This is a genomic window from Sphingopyxis sp. FD7 (assembly GCF_003609835.1).
Taxonomy (GTDB): Bacteria; Pseudomonadota; Alphaproteobacteria; order Sphingomonadales; family Sphingomonadaceae; genus Sphingopyxis.
The window spans coordinates 1,735,824-1,749,959 of sequence record NZ_AP017898.1 but is presented as its reverse complement, the minus strand read 5'-3'; the positions used below and the strand labels follow the sequence as shown (position 1 = coordinate 1,749,959).

Annotated in this window: 18 protein-coding genes; 8 read left to right on the top strand and 10 right to left on the bottom strand. The window is 65.9% G+C overall.

Annotation, left to right across the window (positions count from 1 at the left end):
• Positions 1-175 precede the first annotated feature (175 nt).
• The 4 genes from SPYCA_RS08235 to SPYCA_RS08220 form a co-directional block, all read right to left on the bottom strand.
• A complete protein-coding gene (locus tag SPYCA_RS08235; RefSeq protein ID WP_232003596.1) occupies positions 176-1,534 on the bottom strand; it encodes a L,D-transpeptidase family protein in 1,359 nt (452 codons plus the stop codon).
• 104 nt (positions 1,535-1,638) lie between these two features.
• Positions 1,639-3,000, bottom strand: coding sequence for an acetyl-CoA carboxylase biotin carboxylase subunit (gene accC, locus SPYCA_RS08230; RefSeq protein ID WP_120219747.1), 1,362 nt, complete (start codon positions 2,998-3,000; stop codon positions 1,639-1,641).
• A gap of 9 nt (positions 3,001-3,009) precedes the next feature.
• Positions 3,010-3,498 (bottom strand): acetyl-CoA carboxylase biotin carboxyl carrier protein, encoded by a 489-nt coding sequence (accB, locus tag SPYCA_RS08225; RefSeq protein ID WP_120219746.1) that lies wholly within the window; start codon positions 3,496-3,498, stop codon positions 3,010-3,012.
• 67 nt (positions 3,499-3,565) lie between these two features.
• Complete coding sequence (locus tag SPYCA_RS08220) at positions 3,566-4,006, bottom strand: type II 3-dehydroquinate dehydratase (protein WP_172595011.1); 441 nt, start codon at positions 4,004-4,006, stop codon at positions 3,566-3,568.
• Positions 4,007-4,087: 81 nt separating this feature from the next.
• Here SPYCA_RS08220 and thiS point away from each other — a divergent pair, with 81 nt between their 5' ends.
• Together thiS and SPYCA_RS08210 are read left to right on the top strand one after the other, a co-directional pair.
• Positions 4,088-4,288, top strand: a complete 201-nt coding sequence (gene thiS / locus SPYCA_RS19755; RefSeq protein WP_058804940.1) for a sulfur carrier protein ThiS — start codon at positions 4,088-4,090, stop codon at positions 4,286-4,288.
• On the top strand, positions 4,251-5,063 hold the full coding sequence (locus tag SPYCA_RS08210) for a bifunctional sulfur carrier protein/thiazole synthase protein (protein ID WP_120219745.1): 813 nt from the start codon (positions 4,251-4,253) through the stop codon (positions 5,061-5,063). Before thiS ends, SPYCA_RS08210 begins: the two co-directional genes overlap by 38 nt.
• A gap of 12 nt (positions 5,064-5,075) precedes the next feature.
• Here SPYCA_RS08210 and SPYCA_RS08205 read toward each other — a convergent pair whose 3' ends face one another.
• Complete coding sequence (locus tag SPYCA_RS08205) at positions 5,076-6,722, bottom strand: hypothetical protein (RefSeq protein ID WP_146625106.1); 1,647 nt, start codon at positions 6,720-6,722, stop codon at positions 5,076-5,078.
• A gap of 233 nt (positions 6,723-6,955) precedes the next feature.
• Here SPYCA_RS08205 and SPYCA_RS08200 point away from each other — a divergent pair, with 233 nt between their 5' ends.
• Complete coding sequence (locus SPYCA_RS08200) at positions 6,956-7,138, top strand: CsbD family protein (RefSeq protein WP_120219743.1); 183 nt, start codon at positions 6,956-6,958, stop codon at positions 7,136-7,138.
• Positions 7,139-7,215: 77 nt separating this feature from the next.
• On the opposite strand, the gene SPYCA_RS08195 is transcribed toward SPYCA_RS08200, so the two are convergent.
• The 4 genes from SPYCA_RS08195 to SPYCA_RS08180 all read right to left on the bottom strand — a co-directional run bounded on the left by SPYCA_RS08195 (position 7,216) and on the right by SPYCA_RS08180 (position 9,599).
• Positions 7,216-7,965 (bottom strand): hypothetical protein, encoded by a 750-nt coding sequence (locus tag SPYCA_RS08195; protein ID WP_120219742.1) that lies wholly within the window; start codon positions 7,963-7,965, stop codon positions 7,216-7,218.
• A gap of 86 nt (positions 7,966-8,051) precedes the next feature.
• On the bottom strand, positions 8,052-8,492 hold the full coding sequence (locus SPYCA_RS08190) for a DUF1330 domain-containing protein (RefSeq protein WP_120219741.1): 441 nt from the start codon (positions 8,490-8,492) through the stop codon (positions 8,052-8,054).
• On the bottom strand, positions 8,489-9,040 hold the full coding sequence (locus tag SPYCA_RS08185) for a GNAT family N-acetyltransferase (protein ID WP_120222217.1): 552 nt from the start codon (positions 9,038-9,040) through the stop codon (positions 8,489-8,491). The genes SPYCA_RS08190 and SPYCA_RS08185 overlap by 4 nt, the downstream gene beginning before the upstream one ends.
• A gap of 160 nt (positions 9,041-9,200) precedes the next feature.
• Positions 9,201-9,599, bottom strand: coding sequence for a glycine zipper 2TM domain-containing protein (locus SPYCA_RS08180; RefSeq protein ID WP_120219740.1), 399 nt, complete (start codon positions 9,597-9,599; stop codon positions 9,201-9,203).
• A 183-nt stretch (positions 9,600-9,782) separates the two neighbouring features.
• On the opposite strand from SPYCA_RS08180, the gene SPYCA_RS08175 reads away from it, so the two are divergent.
• Together SPYCA_RS08175 and rarD are read left to right on the top strand one after the other, a co-directional pair.
• Positions 9,783-10,004, top strand: a complete 222-nt coding sequence (locus SPYCA_RS08175) for a hypothetical protein (protein ID WP_120219739.1) — start codon at positions 9,783-9,785, stop codon at positions 10,002-10,004.
• Positions 10,005-10,024: 20 nt separating this feature from the next.
• Positions 10,025-10,942 carry an EamA family transporter RarD gene (rarD, locus tag SPYCA_RS08170; protein WP_120219738.1) on the top strand — a complete coding sequence of 306 codons (918 nt, stop codon included), beginning with the start codon at positions 10,025-10,027 and terminating at the stop codon, positions 10,940-10,942.
• A gap of 129 nt (positions 10,943-11,071) precedes the next feature.
• Here the strand turns inward: rarD and pyrC are convergent, their stop codons facing one another.
• Entirely contained in the window at positions 11,072-12,094 is a 1,023-nt protein-coding gene (gene pyrC / locus SPYCA_RS08165; protein WP_120219737.1) for a dihydroorotase, read from the bottom strand.
• A 68-nt stretch (positions 12,095-12,162) separates the two neighbouring features.
• Between pyrC and ygfZ the strand changes: the two genes are divergently transcribed.
• The 3 genes from ygfZ to SPYCA_RS08150 are packed head-to-tail and all read left to right on the top strand — an operon-like array spanning position 12,163 to position 14,128.
• On the top strand, positions 12,163-12,888 hold the full coding sequence (gene ygfZ, locus SPYCA_RS08160; protein WP_120219736.1) for a CAF17-like 4Fe-4S cluster assembly/insertion protein YgfZ: 726 nt from the start codon (positions 12,163-12,165) through the stop codon (positions 12,886-12,888).
• An 11-nt stretch (positions 12,889-12,899) separates the two neighbouring features.
• Positions 12,900-13,535, top strand: coding sequence for a hypothetical protein (locus SPYCA_RS08155; protein WP_120219735.1), 636 nt, complete (start codon positions 12,900-12,902; stop codon positions 13,533-13,535).
• Between the two features lie 35 nt (positions 13,536-13,570).
• Positions 13,571-14,128, top strand: a complete 558-nt coding sequence (locus tag SPYCA_RS08150; RefSeq protein WP_120219734.1) for a retropepsin-like aspartic protease family protein — start codon at positions 13,571-13,573, stop codon at positions 14,126-14,128.
• The last annotated feature ends 8 nt before the right edge of the window (positions 14,129-14,136 follow it).

The following is a 14,136-nucleotide window of genomic DNA, read 5'->3' as shown; positions in this document are numbered from 1 at the left end:
GCGCATCGGATTTGGGGAAGGGCCGGGGGAAACTCCGGCCCTTTTCTTGTGGCCGCATCGGCGTACGGAAAGGGGGCATCGCGGTTTTCGGCCATGCCCTACCGGCGAGATCCCGCCCTTCGCCGGTATGACGATTAGATAGAGGGCAGCTTCCGGCCGTGCCGGCCGACGCCGCTCAATAAATGCCGCTGGTCCCCGGCGTCGTGACGCGCACCGTCGTTTCGACCGTGGGGACGACCGGCGGCGGCACCGGCGCGATCACCGTTGCGGCCGGTCGGCCGGGCTTGGCGAAGCTCGCCACAACAGGCGCGTCGCGCTCGTACAGGTCGGCGAGCTTTCTGACGCCGCCCTTGCCGTCGGGCACGACGGTCCAATAAGCGACATAGACGGGGAAGGGCTGGTCGAAGCCGAAGCGCGTCGTCTTGCCGCTGGCGATGGCTTCGCCAAACTCCTCGGGACTGCGCCCCGCGAACATCACCGCCATCAGGCCCGAGAAGTGCAGCGCGCGTTCGGTGCGGATGCAGCCGTGGCTGAAAGCGCGCGCCGCGGCATTGAACGCTTCCTTGGAGGGCGTATCGTGAAGATAGATGGCATGTTCGTTGAGCATTTCCATCTTCATCACGCCGAGCGCATTGTTCGGCCCCGGCTTCTGCACGACCGACAGCGTCTTGCCGCTGCCGGTCCAGGTATAGCCCTGCGCGCGCGCGGCGGCCGGGTTGCGCGCGATCGTCGCGCCGATGCCTTCGTTGATGATGCTGCGCGGCAGCGTCCAGTTCGGGTTGACGATGATCCCGGTCGCCATCGGGTTGAGCTGCGGCGTCGGGGTCGATTTCTTGCCAACGACGGCCTTGTGCGTCGCGATGACGGTGCCGCCGTGGACGACGCGCGTCAGATATTCGGGCACATTGCTGACGACATAGCGTTCGCCAAGGTCGCGCGGCATCCAGCGCCAGCGTTCCATGTTGACGCGGATCGCATTGGCGTCGGCGCTTGTCTTCGCCTTTTTCAGCGATGCCCTGAGCGCCGCGAAATCGGGATGGACGGGGTTCAGGCTCGCCAGCGTTTCGGGCACGGTAGCGGCGCCGAGCGCGGCGGTCAGCAGCGCGAGCAGCGGCTCGGTCTCGGCATCGCTGTCGGTCATAAACCATTGTTTGCGCGCCGCATTGGGCGTGCGCCCATCGCGCAGATGCGTTGCAAGCAGCAGGAAGGTTTCGGTCGCGAGCTTGTCGAGCCGGGCCTGATCGTCGGACAGGATCGCGGCGGCGAGCGCATCGGGATTATAATCTCTGGCGAACAGCCCCTCGTCGCCGACCCTTTCGATAAAGCTCAGCAGCGCGGTTGCATTCTCCTCCGACCAGCTCGGCATTTCGAGCTGCGCCGCGACGACCGGCGCGTCGTCGGTCACCTTGTCGGGCTGGAGGACGACCGAATCTTCCTTGACATCGGTTTGCGCGAAGGAAGGGGCCGCGAGCAACGCCAGCGGGATGAGAAACATCGCGGCGGGACGCGCCGGAAAAGAGGCTTTTTTGACCATAGTCAAAGCCCATAGCCAAAAAGACGCGTTAGCGAAAGTCAAGCGGAGCACGGCTCGGCGCACGAGGCCCAATGCCCTCTCCCCTGAAGGAGAGCGGGCGTGGCTCAGGCCCCGCCGCCCTCATCCTGCTTCGCCAGCCATTCTTCCAGCCATTTGATCGTATAATCGCCGTGGATGACGTCGGGGTCGGCGAGCAGCGCCTGATGGAGCGGGATGTTCGTCTTGACGCCTGCGATCACCATTTCCTCGAGCGCGCGGCGCATCCGCATCATGCAGCTTTCCCGGCTGCGGCCATAGACGATCAGCTTGCCGATCATGCTGTCATAATAGGGCGGGATCGAATAGCCCGCATAAAGCCCGCTATCGACGCGAACATGCATCCCGCCCGCCGGGTGATAGGCCGTGACCTTGCCCGGCGAGGGCAGGAAAGTGCGCGGATCCTCGGCATTGATGCGGCATTCGATCGCATGGCCGCGGAACTCCAGCTCTTCCTGCCTTACCGAAAGCCCGGCGCCGCCCGCGATGCGGATCTGTTCGCGCACCAGGTCGAAGCCGGTGATCATCTCGGTCACCGGATGTTCGACCTGGATGCGCGTGTTCATCTCGATGAAGAAAAATTCGCCATTTTCCCAGAGGAACTCGATCGTGCCCGCGCCGCGATAGCCCATCGCCGCCATCGCGTCGGCGCAGACCTTGCCCATGCGTGCGCGCTCCTCGGCCGAAATCACGGGCGAGGGGGCTTCCTCGAGCACCTTCTGGTGACGGCGCTGGAGCGAGCAGTCGCGCTCGCCGAGGTGGATGGCATTGCCGTTGCCGTCGCCGAACACCTGGAACTCGATGTGGCGCGGGTTGCCGAGATATTTTTCCATGTAAACGGTCGGGTCACCGAATGCCGCGGCCGCTTCGGATGAAGCCTGACCCATCAGGCTTTCGAGGCTGTCCTCGTCGGGCACCACCTTCATGCCGCGCCCGCCGCCACCGGAGGCGGCCTTGATGAGCACGGGATAGCCGATGTCCCTGGCGAGCCGTTTCGTCTCGTCGTTGAATGTGACGGCGCCCGGTGAGCCCGGAACCACAGGAAGGCCCAGCGCGACCGCGGTGCGCTTCGCCTCGACCTTGTCGCCCATCGTGCGGATATGCTCGGGCTTCGGGCCGACGAAGATCATGTCATGCGCTTCGATGATCTCGGCGAAGCGCTCGTTTTCGGACAGGAAGCCATAGCCCGGATGAATCGCGTCCGCGCCGGTGATCTCGGCGGCCGAGATGATCGCCGGGATGTTGAGATAGCTGTCTTTCGCCGCGGGCGGACCGATGCACACGGCTTCGTCGGCGAGGCGGACGTGCATCGCATCGGTGTCGGCGGTCGAATGGACCGCGACCGTCCGAATGCCCATTTCGTGACACGCACGGTGGATACGCAGCGCAATCTCGCCGCGGTTGGCGATGAGCAGTTTTTCGATGGCCATGGGCGGACCTTATCCGATGGTGAACAGCGGCTGGTCGAACTCGACCGGCTGGCTGTTCTCGACATGCACGGCTTTCAGCGTGCCCGCCGTCGGCGCGGTGATCGGATTCATCACCTTCATCGCCTCGATGATCAGGATCGTGTCGCCTGCCTTCACCGCCGAGCCGACGGTGGCAAAGTTCGGCGCGCCGGGTTCCGGCGCGAGATAGACGGTGCCGACCATCGGCGACTTGACCGCGTCGGCGAAGTTGTCGGCAGCGGGCGCGGCAGCAGCGGTAGCGGCAGCGGGCGTCGGAGCGGCGGCGGCGGGCGCGGCTGCCGCGGACGGCGGCGCATAGGCGACGGGCGCGGCGGCGGCGCTCAGGTTGCGCGCGACGCGCACCTTGCGGTCGCCGTCTTCGACCTCGATTTCGCTGAGCTGCGTGTCGTCGAGCAATTCGGCGAGCGCGCGAACGAAAGCCGGATCGATGTTGATGCCATTGTCTTTATGGTCACCCATGAGAATTGTCCTGTTGTTGCGGCGCCGTCGTCGAGGCGCCTGACCCCGTTTTTGATGCGCCCTATTGTCAGAGACGGGCGGCGGCGTCCAGCGCCAGCGTGTAGCTGTTTGCGCCATGCCCCGCAAAATGAGCCGCGGCCGCCATGCCGACATAGCTGATATGACGAAAGGGCTCGCGCTTTGCCGGGTCCGACAGATGCACCTCGATCACCGGCACCTTGATCGACTTGATCGCGTCGTGGATCGCAATCGACGTGTGCGTATAGCCTCCCGCGTTCAACAGCACGGCCTTGGCGCCCGATATATAGGCTTCGTGCAGCCAGTCGATCAGCACGCCTTCATGGTTGGTCTGGCGGCATTCGACGCGCAGGCCCAGCTCGGCCGCCTGCGCCTCCAGCCGGGCGTGAATATCGTTCAGCGTGTCATGGCCATAGATTTCGGGCTCGCGCGTGCCGAGCAGGTTGAGATTGGGGCCGGAGAGGACGAAGACGGTGGGCAGGTCGGGCAAAGGCTTGGCTTTCGGTTGCTACTATGCGCGCTCCCCCTATATGGGCTGCTCGGCAAAAGGCAAAGCAAGGCGGAATCCCAAGTGATCTCGGTCATTCTCAACGGCGAGCCGCGGCAGGTGCGCGAAGGCAGCATCGCCGATCTCGTCGCGTCGCTCGGCCTCGACGTCAAAAAGGTCGCGGTCGAACGCAATCGCGCGATCGTGCCGCGCTCGACGCTCGCCGACGTCGCGCTCGCCGAAGGCGATGCGCTGGAGATCGTTCATTTCGTGGGAGGCGGTTGAGTTGTCATCGGATCAATGGAGTGTCGCCGGGCGGACATTTACGTCGCGACTGATCGTCGGCACCGGCAAGTACAAGGATTTCGAGCAGAATGCCGCCGCGGTCGCGGCGTCGGGGGCGGAAATCGTCACCGTCGCGGTGCGCCGCGTCAATGTGTCCGATCCGGCGGCGCCGATGCTGACCGACTATATCGACCCCAAGAAGATCACCTACCTCCCCAACACCGCAGGCTGCTTCAACGCCGACGACGCGATCCGCACGCTGCGCCTCGCGCGCGAGGCGGGGGGATGGGATCTGGTGAAGCTCGAGGTGCTCGGTGAGGCGAAGACGCTCTATCCGAACATGCGCGAAACGCTCGAGGCGACCGAGGTGCTCGCCAAGGAGGGTTTTCTGCCGATGGTCTATTGCGTCGACGATCCGATCGCGGCGAAGCAGCTCGAGGATGCGGGTGCGGTCGCGATCATGCCGCTGGGTGCACCGATCGGGTCGGGCCTCGGCATCCAGAATCGCGTGACGATCCGCCTGATCGTCGAGGGCGCGTCGGTGCCGGTGCTCGTCGACGCCGGCGTCGGCACGGCGAGCGATGCGGCGGTGGCGATGGAACTCGGCTGCGACGGCGTGCTGATGAATACTGCTATCGCCGAAGCCAAAGACCCCGTGCGCATGGCGCGCGCGATGAAGCTCGCGGTCGAGGCGGGGCGCGATGCCTATCTGGCGGGCCGGATGGGCCAGCGCCGTTATGCCGACCCGTCGAGCCCGCTGGCGGGGCTCATCTGATCGGAGAGTCGTTCATTCCGGCGGTTGCAGCAGACTGAGTTCGTTTGTCAGCTTGATCCGGTCGATCTGTGCCTTGAGCATCGCGATGTCGGCGTTGATCTGCGCCAGTTCGGCGGCGGCGAGCCGTTCCGCCGAATCGTCGCGCGCCGCTTCGATCAGCGCTTTTTGCTTGGTCAGCATGTCGAGTTGATATTGCAGCCGCGCCAGATCCTCGGCGCGCGCGGCCGCGGCGGTCTCGCGGAGATATTTTTCGTCGGCGCGCCGCCGGTCCTCGCGCTTTTCGGCGTCGCTGCGCACACGTTCGGCGATGTCCGTGGCGCTCGTCGCCAGCCGCGCAAGCGCGGCTTCCTTGGTTTCATATCGCTGCTTTTCGATCCGGCCGTCCTTGCGCAGTTCGACCGACAGCAGTTCATTTTCAAACGGACCGCTCGCGAACTTCAGAAAACGCAGCGTACCGAGCTGGGGCACCCATAATGGTTCATCCTTCAACGCGGTCTTCCAGTCCGCAGACCCGGAAAGGCGATATTCGGCGACAAGGCTGGCGCGGACCGGCTCGCGAATCAAAAGGCCCCTGGCCGGTGCCCCGGATGGCAGCTGGTAGGCGAGGCTGGCGGTGCCGTCGGCGACCCAGCGGGTCTGAGTGACGGGGGCGAACCGCAGCCGGACGTCGATCGATTTCCGGAGGACCGCAATCACCGCTTCGCAATGCGCGTCGAGCGCCGCGTCATCGCCGGCGAGGGTTGCAGGATCGAGCGGCACGCCGCTGACGCCGTTCCAGGCGACAAGTTGAAAATTGGCGCAGAATTTTCGTAGCTTGCGCGAGGAATCCGAAAAGCGGACGTCGTGCTGGAGATCTTCCGCGCGCGGCGTCGCCGACGAGGCGGTGGGCCAGCGAAGTTCGGTTTTCGCGCTGAGCGCGGCGGTCGCGTCGGCCAGCGCCGTCTGGGCGGTCTCGATCGCGGCCGCAAGCTGCTGCTGCTTCTGGACCTCCTGATACAACTCGTCCATCATCGCCTTGTCGAACCGGCGAAACACCGCGAGTTCTTTCAGGCGTACGACATGGGCGTTGACGGCATCGAGCTCGGCGTTCAGCCGTTCGAGATTGTCGGTTTCGGCCTCAACCGCGGCCAGACGCTTCTGCGCCTCCGCCGAGCACCACAAGCGGATGGACTGCGAGCTTTCGAGCACATTTTTCCAGGGCGAGGACTCGCCGACCGCGTCCAGCGGCACCGGGATGCCCGCGGTCGCCCCGGCAATCGCGATCCCGGTCCGCGCGACGGCCACGAGGATGTCGCCGGTTCGGTCGTCGGCGCTGGCGTTGAACGATTTGAGCGTGTCGAGATCGTCATATTTCTCGATCGCGAGCGAGGATGTCTTGAAAACCGAACTGAGCGCGGAGGGGTCGATCTCGAACCTTTCGCCTTCGACATAGGACTCCTTGGCGGTCGCCTTGACCGCGAACACAGGCGCGGCCGTCGCGTCGCAGGAGGAAAGCGACCGGGCTATCTCCAGATCGAACTGGACCATCGGAAGGGCGTAGGAGGCGCCCTTCAGCGCTTCGCCCTCTGCGGGCGGGGCAATGTCCTGCGTCCGAAAAGTCGCAACATGGGTACAGGCCGCAAGCGGCACGATCATGGCTGCGGGAATAAAATTGCGCATCGCCGAACTCCCCCCGAACAGGACAAGAATGGAACTGTTTTTGCGATGCCCAGAAGTCGAGGATGCCCGAACCGGCGCTGATTGCAACCGATATCGTGGCCACATTGGCACGAAGCGCGACCTGTCCCGGCGCGGCGTCGCCTGATCGTCGCCGACGGAACGATGGCGGCATGCGGGCGTTGCCTTATCAGGAGGTTGATCGACAGCCTCTTGGAAAACAACGGAGAAATGTCATGGGTGAACTCACCGACAAAGCGAAAGGCCTGGCCAACGAAGCCGTGGGCAACGTCAAGCAGGCGATCGGCAAGGCGACGGACAATGAGCGCCTGCGCGCCGAGGGCGAAGTGCAGGAGCGCAAGGGCGAGGCCGAGAATCTGAAGGGTACGGTCAAGGGCGCGCTCGGCGACAAGGTCTGACGCGCGGCCGTCCTTATGCTTGAGAAGGCTCCGGGGCGCCAGTCCCCGGCGCCTTTCTTTCCCGCTTGAAGGAGAGCCTATTTGCCGCCTGATGCCACCAGGTCCACGTCGGTCATCCCGCCGTCGCGGCGCAGCATCAGCACATAGGCCAGATCGCCCTTGGTGCCGCCGAGCATATGTTCGTTGCCGTTGACGCGGTGGTCGCTCGTATAGCCTGCGCGGATCGCCATGGTGTGATAATAGTCGAGCACCGCCTGCATCGACGCCGCGGTCTGGAAATTGACGACGCGCAGGTTGCACTTGCCGCCATCGACGCCCGCGGCTTCGCGCAGCGTCGCGCGCGGATAGACTTTGAATGCCGCGGGCAGACGGTTCGCCCAGCCATTGCCATAGGTCAGCTTCGCGTCGCAGCCGCCCCTTTGCTGGTCGCGCGCGAGTGCGCCGATCGTGACCGGGCGCGCCTGCGCCTCGCAGCCGTCACAGCCGGCTTCCAGCGGCAGCGCCTTGGGCGCGGGGAGCAGCTTGCCCGCCTTGAGCGCCGCAGCGGCCTCTGCCGCCGTCGCCGCCTTGCCGCCCGCAAGGCCGGGAACGCCGCCGTCGACCGGACGGTTGCCGGGCCCGGCGGCGTTGCGATTCGATTGCCCCGCGAGCTTGGGGTCCACCATGATCCTGTCTTCGAGCGCGCCCCTGATCGCGGGATCGCCGCTCGCCAGATCGCCGTCGAGCGGTGCCAGGTCGGACTTGGCTTCGGGTTGGTCCCGGCACCCGCCGAGCGGCATCGCCGCCATCAGCAGCCCGGCGACCAGCCATTTTCCGCGCACCATCATCGCTAACACTCCCTTAATCTTTCCCCCGGATTGCCCGATCCTGGTTAAAAAGGGGCAAAGAAAATGCGTTAACGGGTAAGGCTTTATTAGCCAAAACCTGTCTCGGACCGAGACGCTTTCGGCGCGCAGCGAATGAGCCGCGAGGTTTCGACCGCCGCCTGGCGGTGAACGACGGCGGCGCGATAGACGGGGTCGGTGACCATTTCCAGAAAGGCGCCGCTGTTCGGATATTCGGCGATAAAGACCGCATCCCAGCGCTCGGCCGCGGGGCCGATCACCATCGCCTCCATCGTGCCCGTCCAGACGATCCGCCCGCCGACACGCCGGAAGACCGGGCCGCTGTCGGCGCCATAATGGCGGTAGGCCTCGGCGCCCGTCAGACCCTCAGCGGCAAGCGGATGATCGGGCGGATAGGCGGCCTTGCCGCGGAAGCGGACAAGGTTGAGCATGTGAATGACGGTATCGCGCGGCAGCGCCTTGAAGGCGTCGAACTGCGCGCGTTCGGGGTCGATATGCTGGTCGGTCACGGGCGGAACTCCTTTCGCTTGCTACGCCAGGCGTCGGCGCTTTGCGTCCAGGCATCGACGGGTGCGTCCTCAAAGGGCGCGGGGAGGCGGGTCGGTCCGCTGTTCCTCGCCCCCAGCCGCGTCGCCAGCGCCTGCGACCGCGTGTTCGCGGGGTCGATGCTGTGCATCAGCTCGGGCCATTTCAGAAACTCGACCGCAAAGTCGCACGCCGCGATACAGCCTTCAAAGGCATAGCCCTTGCCGGCAAACTTCGCGCGCACGCCGTAACCGATTTCAGGCGCGGGCCAGCCGTCGGGCTCCCACGGGCCGAGGCGGCCGACCCATTCGCCGCTGGCGCGCTCAATCACCGAGAACATCGAAAAGCCGCGGATATGCCAGGCGCCGGCGAGCGTACACCATTGACGCCAGGCCGCCGACCGCGGGCAGACGCCGCCGATGAAGCGCATCGTCTCTTCTTCGGCGCACATCGCGGCAAAAGCGTCGAAATCCTCCGCCGCGGGTGGACGAAGGATCAATCGCTCGGTGACGAGCAGAGGGCCGTTCAGCATGATATTCACTTTCCCGCAGCGTTGGACGACGCTTGTGGGGCAAGAACGGCCGATGAACAAGACGCACACGCTTGAGGGCACCGGCGTTAACCGGTGCCCTCGCCATCAGCGTGTGCGGGTGGAGGGGTCTCAAACCCGCACGCGAGACGGTTTCTGTTCGTTAGCGGCAGCGATATTTGTCGCGGTCGATCTCGCGACCGAGCAGCGCACCGCCCGCGGCGCCAAGCACGGTGCCGAGCAGCTTGTCGCCGTCGCCCGCGATCTCGTGCCCCGCGAGGCCGCCGACGGCGCCGCCGATCAACAGGCCGGTGGTGCCATTGTCCTTCCGGCAATAATAGCGGCCGTCATCGCCGCGCCAGATGCGCGAATCCCGACCAAGACGCTCGCCACGCGCATAATAGCGGCGATCCTTGCGCTTGCGGTGAAAGTCCGACGCCTGGTCGAACGCGTGATAACTCGGCGCCTTTGCCGGGGTGGTCACACCCGCATGGAGCGGCGTGGTGCCAAGGACGCTGGCGGCGACGAATGCGCCCATCAGGCCTTTGCTCAAGATACGCATGACAAGTCCTTTCCTGGTTCGGCGCTTCCACCCCGCAGGACGGGGTCGGGCGCTTCGGGAAGAAAAACGAGCCAGGCCCGAATCCCGTTGCATGAACCTGAAACAACAAGATGAATCGACCGCATCCATCGACGAACCGAAAGCCCCTTGCCGCATCGGCGGCGGCGTGCGAGAACTCCGGCCATGCTCAACATCGCTTCGCTCGCCATCGGGGTTATCGCTCTGATTCTCGCGGTTTTCGCCTTCATTCCGCTGCTCGGCTGGGCAAACTGGGTGATCGTGCCTTTCGCCGTGGTCGGCCTCGCCCTCGGCGCGATGTCGGACAAGACGAGCGGGCGGAACCTCAACATCGTGGTCGTCATCATCGGCGTCATCCGCCTGATGCTGGGCGGCGGCATCATCTGATCTTCTAGAAGCGCGGCGCCATGGCACAGACAGCGGCCCCCGCGGGGAGCGACCAGGGCGGCCTGCCCTTTGCGATCGCCGCCTATGGCATCTGGGGATTTGTCCCGCTGTTCTTCAAGCTCGTCGACAGCGTCCCGCCGGTCGAAGTGCTGACACAGCGGATCATCTGGTCGCTGCCGCTCTGTTTCCTCATCATGCTTTTCCGGCGCCAGATCGGCGAATATCTGGCGGCGCTCAAGGACTGGCGGACGCTGCGCCTGCTGCTCGCGAGCGCGCTGCTGATCGCGGTCAACTGGCTCGTCTATATCTATGCGATCTTCACCGACCATGTGCTCGCCGCGAGCCTCGGCTATTATCTCAATCCGCTCGTCAATGTGATGCTGGGGATGCTCTTCCTCGGCGAGCGGCTGTCGCGGATGCAGCTGCTCGCGGTGGTGATCGCGGGCATCGGCGTCGCGATCCTGCTCGCGGGGGCGCTCGATACGCTGTGGATCAGCCTGACGCTGGCCTTTTCCTTCGGCGTCTATGGTCTGCTGCGCAAGGTTGTGCCGGTGGGATCGCTTCCCGGCCTGTCGGTCGAAACGACGGTGCTGCTGCTGCCGTCGCTTGCGCTATCGGCCTGGTATATCGGCATCGGCGACGGTCGCGGCTTTGCTTCCGACACGTCGATCAGCCTGCTGTTGATGGCGGGCGGGGTGGTGACCGCGGTGCCGCTGCTGCTCTTTGCGACGGCGGCGCGGCGGATGAGCTACGCCGCGCTCGGCTTTGTGCAGTATCTGGCGCCGACGATCCAGTTCCTGCTCAGCCTGTTCGTTTTCGGCGAGCCAATGAAACCCGCCCAGCTTGCCTGTTTCGTGCTGATCTGGATCAGCATCGGGGTGTTCAGTTTCGACATGTGGCGCAAGATGCGCGCCGAGCGGATGATCGAGGTGGCCTAATCACCGTCGCTCCCGCGAAGGCGGGGGCCGCCAGCGACCTCGATCGATCGCACAGACGCCGCCTTCATCCCTTCCCGTCATCCCAGCCTTCGCCGGGATGACGATATAGTCAAATAAGGGTCCGCTGGATCAGACCAGCCGCCAGCCGATCGTTTCGCCCGCGTGGAAGGGAACAACCTCGCCGATCCGGTCGGGGACGATGATTTCGGCGCGCTCCAATGTCACCGTTCCCTCATTGAGCGGCAGGCCGTAGAAGCGCGGGCCATGCTCGCTGGCAAATCCCTCGAACTTGTCGAGCGCGCCGTCCTGATCGAATGCCATCGCATAGCTTTCGAGCGCATACGGCGCATTGAAAATGCCCGCGCAGCCGCACGACGCTTCCTTGGTGTGGACCGCGTGCGGCGCGCTGTCCGTGCCGAGGAAGAATTTGGGCGAGCCCGATGTCGCCGCGGCGCGCACCGCGAGCCGGTGATGCTCGCGCTTGGCGACGGGCAGGCAATAGGCGTGCGGCCGGATGCCGCCGACGAGCATCGCGTTGCGATTGATGTGGAGATGCTGCGGCGTGATCGTTGCGGCGACATTGGCGGGCGCGTCGGCGACGAACTGCGCGGCCTCGGCGGTGGTGATATGCTCGAAAACGATCTTGAGCGCGGGCAGCGCGCGCACCAGCGGTTCGAGCGTGCGGTCGATGAACACCGCCTCGCGGTCGAAGATGTCGACGTGCGCGTCGGTGACCTCGCCGTGGATGAGCAACGGCATGCCGATGTCCTGCATCCGTTCGAGCACGCCCATGATGTTCGCGACGTCGGTGACGCCGTGCGCGCTGCCCGTGGTCGCATGGGCGGGGTAGAGCTTGGCGGCGGTGAACACCCCCTCGGCATGGCCGCGCGCGATTTCGTCCGCGTCGGTGGCGTCGGTCAGATAGGCGACGATCAGCGGAGTGAAGTCAAACCCGGCGGGCACCGCGGCATTGATCCGTTCGCGATAGGCGCGGCCTTCCTCGGCGGTGGTCACGGGCGGCGACAGGTTGGGCATGACGATCGCGCGCGCGAACTGGCGCGCGGTATAGGGCGCGACATGGGCCAGCATCGCCCCGTCGCGCAGATGAACGTGCCAGTCGTCGGGGCGGCGGATCGTCAGGCGGTCGGTCATGTCATTCTCCCCCCTCTCCTTCAGGGGAGGGGCTTTAACTTGGCTCCCGCGCTCCCTATTGTCCGCGCATGGCTAACACAACCCTCATGGACCGCGCGCTCATCCGCCTGTCGGGCGAGGACGTCCGCGGTTTCCTCCAGGGCCTCGTCACCAATGATGTGGCAGGCAATCTGCCCGTCTGGGCGGCGCTGCTGACACCGCAGGGCAAGGCGCTGTTCGATTTCCTGATCTGGGGCGATGGCGACGACATATTGATCGACTGCGAGCGCGACGCGGCGGGTGACCTTGCCAGGCGGCTGACGCTCTATCGCCTGCGCCGCGCGATCACCATCGCGCGCGAACCCGATCTGTGCGTCCATTGGGCGCCCGGCGGCGACCTTGGCGTCGTCGATCCGCGTCTGCCTGAACTCGGCCAGCGCTGGCTGGCGCCCGCGGCGGAAGGCGAGGGCGCCGACGCCGCGTGGCGCGCGCACCGGCTGGCGCTCGGCGTCGCCGAGGGGCGCGGCGAGCTGGGCGACGGCACGACGCTGTGGCTCGAATGCAATGCCGCCGAGCTTAATGGCGTCAGCTTCGTCAAGGGCTGCTATGTCGGACAGGAAAATACCGCGCGGATGAACTGGCGGCAAAAGGTCAACCGACGGCTCGTCGTCGTGCCGATCGCCGATGCCGATGAAAAAAGGCAGATCGTTGCCTATTCCGACCTTGGCTGGTCGGTCGAGCATCGGCGGGTCGAGGCGATCGATCCCGCCGCCGCGCCGCCGTGGATGCGCGAGGGGCTTCTCGCCAGTTCATGACAGGTGCAGCCATGTCTGCTATCATCGTGTCGATGCGCGCCCTGCTGCTCTTGTCGGCGTTCGCCGCCGCTATCGCCCCCACCGCGCCGCTGGCCGCGGCGCCCGAATCGCTGCTGCCGGCCGAAGCCGAAGCCCCGCGTCCGCCCGCGCGGCTCGCGCCGCTCGCGGCCGATTCGGCGTGGACCCCGCGTTTCGCCGCAGCGGCGGACGAACTGGCGGCGGCGCTGCGCGCGCGCGACGAGGCGCGCTGGGCGGCGATGCTCGGCGGCCAGTGGCTCGCGCCCGCCGATCGCGCGCGGGTGCGGGCGATGCTCGCCGACCACGACAGCCCGTTCGGCGAAGCCCTGTGGGGCCGGGCGACGCCGCACCGCGCAATCTTCGGCTGGAGCGCCCCCGCTTCATGGAGCGCCGACGAGCGCGCGGCGATCGAGGCGGGGCAGGAGGCCGAGGCGCTGGTGTGCTGGTCATCGCGCGGCGAAAGCGTGTGGCCGACGACCGCATCGGAGGCCGACAATCGGCCCGGACGCCCTTATGCCTGCGCACGCATCGCCTACAGCATTCGCGGCGAAACGCCCAGGTGGCGCGCCTTCATCGAGCAGGGCGGCGGCGCGTTGGCCGGAACTGCCACGAACCGCGATCCCGCTTAACCAATCCCCAACCCCTGTTTGCGACAAGGATGCCCATGATCGGGCGGTTTCTTGGTTTGGCGGTTGCGATTACCGCGGTGTCGGTCGGCGTGGCGAGCGTTGCCAGCCGCTCGACGGGTGAGGATCGCGCCGAAACGGCGGCCGAGGATCCATCGACCAACAGCAATTGGACGACCGCGCGCGGCAGGCGCGGCGGCTGGTCGTCGGCGCCGGCTCCGGCTTCGTCCGGTGGCGAGGTGCGCCTCGCGCGGGCGGGCGATTCGCATTTTTATGCCGATACGCAAGTCGATGGCGCCTCTATCCGAATGATGGTCGACAGCGGCGCGTCGATCGTCGCGCTGACACGGCGCGACGCCGAGGCGATCGGGATCGACGTCGACCGCCTGCCGATTGGCGGCATGGCGCGCACCGCGGGCGGCGACGTGCCGATGCGGACGGTGATGCTGGACAGCGTCGAAGTGCAGGGGATCGAGGTGCGCGACGTCCGGGCGGCGGTGATCGACGCCGACATGGGCGTGTCGCTGCTCGGACAGAGTTTTTTATCGAAGCTCGACGCAGTGAATGTCGAAGGCGACACGATGACTCTGCGCTGAGGCGCTGG